The sequence below is a fragment of the Tateyamaria sp. genome (assembly GCF_039940735.1).
Classification (GTDB): domain Bacteria; phylum Pseudomonadota; class Alphaproteobacteria; order Rhodobacterales; family Rhodobacteraceae; genus Tateyamaria.
Window position 1 is genome coordinate 1 of the sequence record NZ_JBDVGB010000081.1, and the last position, 5,475, is coordinate 5,475.

Sequence of the window (5,475 nt, forward strand, 5' to 3'; positions counted from 1 at the left end):
GGCTTAAACATCTGATCTATATAAGCTTATTTATAATTGCACGGCTGTCAAAAGTACTTTTCTTTACACTCTGGCAATGCCAGACAGGTCGATCAACAAACGATTTGGCGGCATCAGGATTGACCAAAGTTACCGCCCATATGGTCGACCCTAGAATTTCATGGGATGTTGAAATCGTCGCGTCAGATTGAAGCTAGTCCGATACATAATTCAGAGAAACAGCCACCCGATTTTCGTCCGGTATGCAGCGGGGCAGGGGAGGTGGCCCCGACGAGGTAAAACACCTTACGCTGTCAAGTCATGCGACACTACACCCCAATCCTTTTCACTCGGACCTTGAGCATGCGTGCCTTGTCGACAATGTTCTCGGTTATGCCCAAGCTAGGTGTCGCGATGAGACCTTGAGACAGGATTTCCAACATCTCGTCATTGTGCTTGAAGCGGGTTGCTTTGCCATGGCTTTTCCAGTCAGGTTTGAACACCACCTGCGTCAAGTCACGTGCAACTGCCCAACGTGCTGCGATCATCTCGGTCCCTTTGGGCGCACGACCATGCAGCAGAACCATGTCCGGATATTTTTCGCGCGTTGCATCGAGAACTGACCAGATGGGATCGTAGGCCTCTTAGTCCCCCGTGGGAGAAGGCGATAAGCGTGCCTTCCGGGCAATGCACTTCAATCTCTTCGCGTCGCTTGGCCGAAAGAAAGGCCCGACTGTCCACCGCGGCAGATGTCAGATCTCTGCGCGAAACTTTCGATCCGGTGCGGGGCATCCATGGCGAACCTGTCGCCGCAGAGAAATGATCCTAAGCCAGCTCGCGCATCTGCTCAAAGGCATCACGATGATCCCAAAGCTTCAACCCGATCATTTGCAACCGCTCCAGCTCGACCGAGGCAACCTCGGAGCCATCCTATGCGCTCATGCTTTCGCGGACCTCGCATTTATTGTCATCAAGGCATCTTTGCAGATGGATCAGACGGCGATGAAACAAGGAGGTGAGGGACCAGTGCATTTCTTCGAGGTTGCCTTCCAACTGGCTGTCGTCGAGTAGGCTGACGGCGGTGTCACAGAGCGTCGCCATGGCGAAGTTCGACCTGATCTGGCTGGGGCAGGGGGCGATGATCGGTTTTATCTGGTCCCGGCTTTGCGCGATGAAGAGCGAGGTGGTCTATGATTGCGGACGTGAGGCCGCTGTCTTCGGGGTTGGTTTTGTCTTGAAGGAGCATGGGCTTGTTCCTTTGTTTGATCTGACCCGATTTGGATAGGGTGACAACAGAGAGGTGGTCGCGGAATTTCGGACCAGTTGTTAAGGTGGATCGCATGAAGAAAGTGATGATCCAAAATGAAGAAACGAAAGAACCAATCGCCTGAGTGTAAGGCTAAGGTTGCGCTTGAAACAATCCGTGAAGAGATGACGCTAGCGGGCCTGTCCAAGAAATACGGTGTGCATCCGACACAGATCGGAACTTGGAAACGGGCGGCGATAGAGAACATGGCGACGGCCTTTACGCCCAAAGGTTCAGCGCCGAGCCGGTAAGTGCCACTAACGTAGACAAACCGCATTCCGCGATCGGCCAGTTGGTGGTGGAACGGGATTTATTAGCGGACGCCTCGCATTAGTTGTCCGTCTTGTGACCTTACTTATGGCAGGGCACTGCCGGTCAACGGGACAAAAAATGGTGAGCCGGGATCATAAGTTAAGTATGCGTAAACAGTGTGACTGGACCTGTCGCGCTTTTGTGCCGCCCCAAGTGCTCGTTTAAGCCACCTTCCGTTCGAATGCGATTGGGCTATTCCAGCCCAATGCTGAGTGGCGGCGACGCGGGTTATAGAAGCCATGGATGTAATCAAACACACAAACGAGCCAGAGCCGCCAATGCTCAAGCCGATCTGGAGTCCAACTTTAGATGACGACGGACATTTTTCTTAATTGAACCACCATCTTGCGGAAAAAAGTTAAACCAATGAAAAATGCAACTACCGAAAAAATTTGGCGACATGAACACTTGACTGCTTGGAGTGCTTCACTTTAGATCGCTAAAACACTCTAGATCACAAAAAGTTGATCGCGTGATCGCCGCTACCTCTGCGCCTCAAATCGTACGTAAGTTTCGGCGTAGAGCGTGTGCATAACTCGGTCTCTAAAGCGCTTGACGACAGTTAAATAGTAAGCAATCGGCTGGGTGTCACGAGGCACTCTTAAGGCACTCAAGGAAGTAAATAGTAAAGATGAATGTTAACGAGCGGATGTTCAGAATATTCAATTCTTCACGTGTGAAGAAACTGCGGCGCCTTTCCGCTTTGACTATCCCTGCAGTTATGATGGGCTCTGCGGCATATGCTCAGGGCGCATGTACCCCTGTTAATATCGGGAACGCGGCGGATTCTTTTGACGTGTTTAATGCGGCGGGTACTACTGCTGGTGTCGATCGAAACGATCTGTCCGTTGGCGATTTCATCGTGTTAAGCAACGCGGTCATTGCGGACTACAATCCGTTAGCGACATTGGATTTCGTATTTGAAGTTATCGAAATTGACATAGATTCAGCTGATACAGGAGGCCTCACACCAGACGGTGTGATCAGAGTATCAAACTCTGGCTCGTTACAGATTTCCGAAACCGGGGCCGACCATGGCCCATATGTTGTTTATCGCATGCATTCGATCAGAGGGGGAACCCTTACGTCGAACATTGCCAGTGGTGTGCCACACATTCTGACTGATGCGATCGTTTCGCTTCAAGATATCGATTCAACTGGTCGTAACAACTCTGATGTCGGCGGTTTCCGGACGACCGGGCCTCAACCAGATACAGTCACCTTAGTTTCAGTTGAAGAACGTGACTTTGTTTTTGGCGGCCCTTCCGGCTTCCGCACGTTTACTGAAGGTGCAGACACCCCACTCACTTCACCGCCATCGTGGAACGATGTCAGTGGGATGGCCAATACGCTTAACCGTGTCGATTTAACCTATTCAACTTTCACGCAAGCTGATTATTTACACGGGTTTACAGGTGTCGCGACCAACAATGGTAACCGTGGGGCTGTAATCGCACTTTGTGGCGAAATTGCACCATCGGAACTGACTGTTGATAAAAACGTCACCTCGGTCGTCAACAACCCCGATGGCACTATTACAGCAACATACAAAGTCGACATTTCAAACACTGGCGAGCAAAATCTGTCCGGCTTGTCCTTGGTCGACAACATAGATGCAATCCTCGCAAGCCCCGATTTGTTCACGCCCTCCACCACCGCGGATTCGACAACAGGTGTTATTTCCGTGGGGCCTGTGGTTATCGAGACCGATACTGGCTTGCCGATTGGAACGCTTGCAACCAACCCTGCATTTAATGGCGGTTCAGACGCCGAAGTGTTTGCGGCAAATGCCGCACTTCTGAGCCCCGGGGATGCGGTCTCTGTTGAAGTGGTCGTTCTTGTCGACGCGAACACATCTGGTTCAGACGAGAGTTTCTTGAATTCAATTTCTGTTACGACGGAAGACGAGTTTGAATTGCCGGTTGTGGTTGCCAGCACGTCAGATCCTGTCGCTATACCGTCACTGTCAGCAGATCTTGAGACAACCAAGGCAGCAACAGTCGGTGCTTTGCAGGCCGATGGTACATTTGATGTAACATATGCGATCACGGTCGAGAACACCGGCAGCCTAATTCTGAACGATCTGGCGCTTGAAGATGATATTTCGACGCAATTCGGTGCAGCTGCCGTTGGCGCAATCACGAATTACTCCATAACAGGCGCAACTGCGGCTGGCTCCACAACACCTACCGCCGCATCTCCAGCTTTTGATGGCTCTAACAGTTTGATTGGGACGGGTGGTGTATTAGCCATCGGTGATAGCTTCACAGTTAATTTCACAGTCAATCTTGACCCAAGCGCATCTGGCGCGGTCACGCCATTCGAAAACTCCGCCGAGGCAAGTGCTACACCGCTGGGCACAGGTGCAAGCACGATCACTGATAACTCTGAAAACAGTGCGGAAACAACTGATGATGGCGATCCAGAGACCGCCGAAGTCAGTGATGGGACGCCGGGTGCAGACCCAGACGACACGGCTGTACCAACTGTCGTAACCCCACCCGTTGCAGAAGGTGAGATCGAGGTCGAGAAATCAGCGACGCTAAATGCCTCTGTCGTTGGCGGTCCCGAAGTGAATGTCGGTGATACGATCACCTATGCGTATACAGTCACCAACACTGATACTGTGTTGAATGCGTTGAACGTGTCTGTGACAGAGACACTGTTTACAGGAACGAACCCAACACCAACACCAGCTTCCGACAACAACGGTACAACGATCGATGCAACAGGCACGCTAAACGACCTTGCACCCGGTACATCGCTGACCTTCACTGCGACCTATGTCTTAACCCAGGCAGACATAAATGCGGGCATGGTCGATAACCAGGCAACAGCAAACGCCACCGATCCGTTTGGTAACGCGTTAGCGGATATTTCTGACAACGCTGGTGGTGCAGATGGTGTTGACGGCGTAGATAACTCTACCGGCGGCACAGGCGATACGACGGGCGACAATAACCCAACCTCGATTGCACTTACACCAGTCACTGGTCTTGCAATGGTCAAGACGCTTGTCTCGCCTCCAGTCATCTTTACAGATGTCGCCCCGAACAATGTTCTCACCTACGAATTTGCAGTTACGAACACAGGTAACATATCGATTCCATCGACAGATACGCTCACGATCTCTGACAATCTCATTGCATCGGCAAATATCACTTGCCCTGCAATTCCAGCGGCAGGTTTGCCACCCATTGATACAGACGGCGATGGAACTCCGGATGCAATTGTCGACGGTGTGAACCAATTAACTTGTACGGCCAGCTACACGATCACCAATGACGACCTCCGCCTCGGGTCTGTAACAAACATTGCAAATGCAAATACAACCACAACAGGCGACAGCCCTGCTGATAACGCGATCTTCCCAGTTGACGCTGACCCGGCGCTTGCAGTTGAGAAAACGGCTATTTCTGGTTTAAACTTTTCAGCCGTAGGCGATCTCATTACATATCAATATGTGATCACTAATACCGGTGGGGCGGCTTTCGTAGAGCCGATTACACTTACCGATGATAAAGACCTAACGATCGTGACCACAGTAAACGGCACTGCGGCAGGTACGTCAGTTGTCGCAGGCTCAACATTTGAATGTTGGGCACCTACAGCTTTGACAGATGCGTCTTTCACGCCAGACTCTGCATGGGCGAACGCCATTGATGGACCGTTCAACGGCGAGACCGCAACATGTACGGCAACCTATGCCGTGACACAGGCTGACCTAGATGCTGGGCAAGTGGATAACGTTGTCTTGGCTGAAACAGAATTTCCAACAGCTGGCGGCATTCCAGTTACCAGCCAACCATCCACGGAAACTGTTACTGCGGATCAAATGCCTGATTTGAGTGTTGTTAAGGGTGCGACGTCTGTTGGTG

At 51.4% G+C, this 5,475-nt stretch carries 6 protein-coding genes; 5 read left to right on the plus strand and 1 reads right to left on the minus strand.

Annotation, left to right across the window (positions count from 1 at the left end):
• The coding region (locus tag ABJF76_RS16690; RefSeq protein ID WP_413822625.1) for a hypothetical protein at positions 1 to 191 on the plus strand (191 nt) is incomplete at its 5' end.
• Between the two features lie 117 nt (positions 192 to 308).
• Here the strand turns inward: ABJF76_RS16690 and ABJF76_RS16695 are convergent.
• Positions 309 to 566, minus strand: a complete 258-nt coding sequence (locus ABJF76_RS16695; protein ID WP_413818790.1) for an SLOG family protein — start codon at positions 564 to 566, stop codon at positions 309 to 311.
• Positions 567 to 798: 232 nt separating this feature from the next.
• On the opposite strand from ABJF76_RS16695, the gene ABJF76_RS16700 reads away from it, so the two are divergent.
• The 4 genes from ABJF76_RS16700 to ABJF76_RS16715 all read left to right on the plus strand — a co-directional run.
• Complete coding sequence (locus ABJF76_RS16700) at positions 799 to 1,050, plus strand: hypothetical protein (RefSeq protein ID WP_413818791.1); 252 nt, start codon at positions 799 to 801, stop codon at positions 1,048 to 1,050.
• A 28-nt stretch (positions 1,051 to 1,078) separates the two neighbouring features.
• Entirely contained in the window at positions 1,079 to 1,264 is a 186-nt protein-coding gene (locus tag ABJF76_RS16705; protein WP_413818792.1) for a hypothetical protein, read from the plus strand.
• A gap of 77 nt (positions 1,265 to 1,341) precedes the next feature.
• Positions 1,342 to 1,536, plus strand: coding sequence for a transposase (locus ABJF76_RS16710; protein WP_413818793.1), 195 nt, complete (start codon positions 1,342 to 1,344; stop codon positions 1,534 to 1,536).
• Between the two features lie 785 nt (positions 1,537 to 2,321).
• Positions 2,322 to 5,475: beta strand repeat-containing protein (locus ABJF76_RS16715; protein WP_413822626.1), on the plus strand; the 3,154-nt coding region annotated here is incomplete at its 3' end.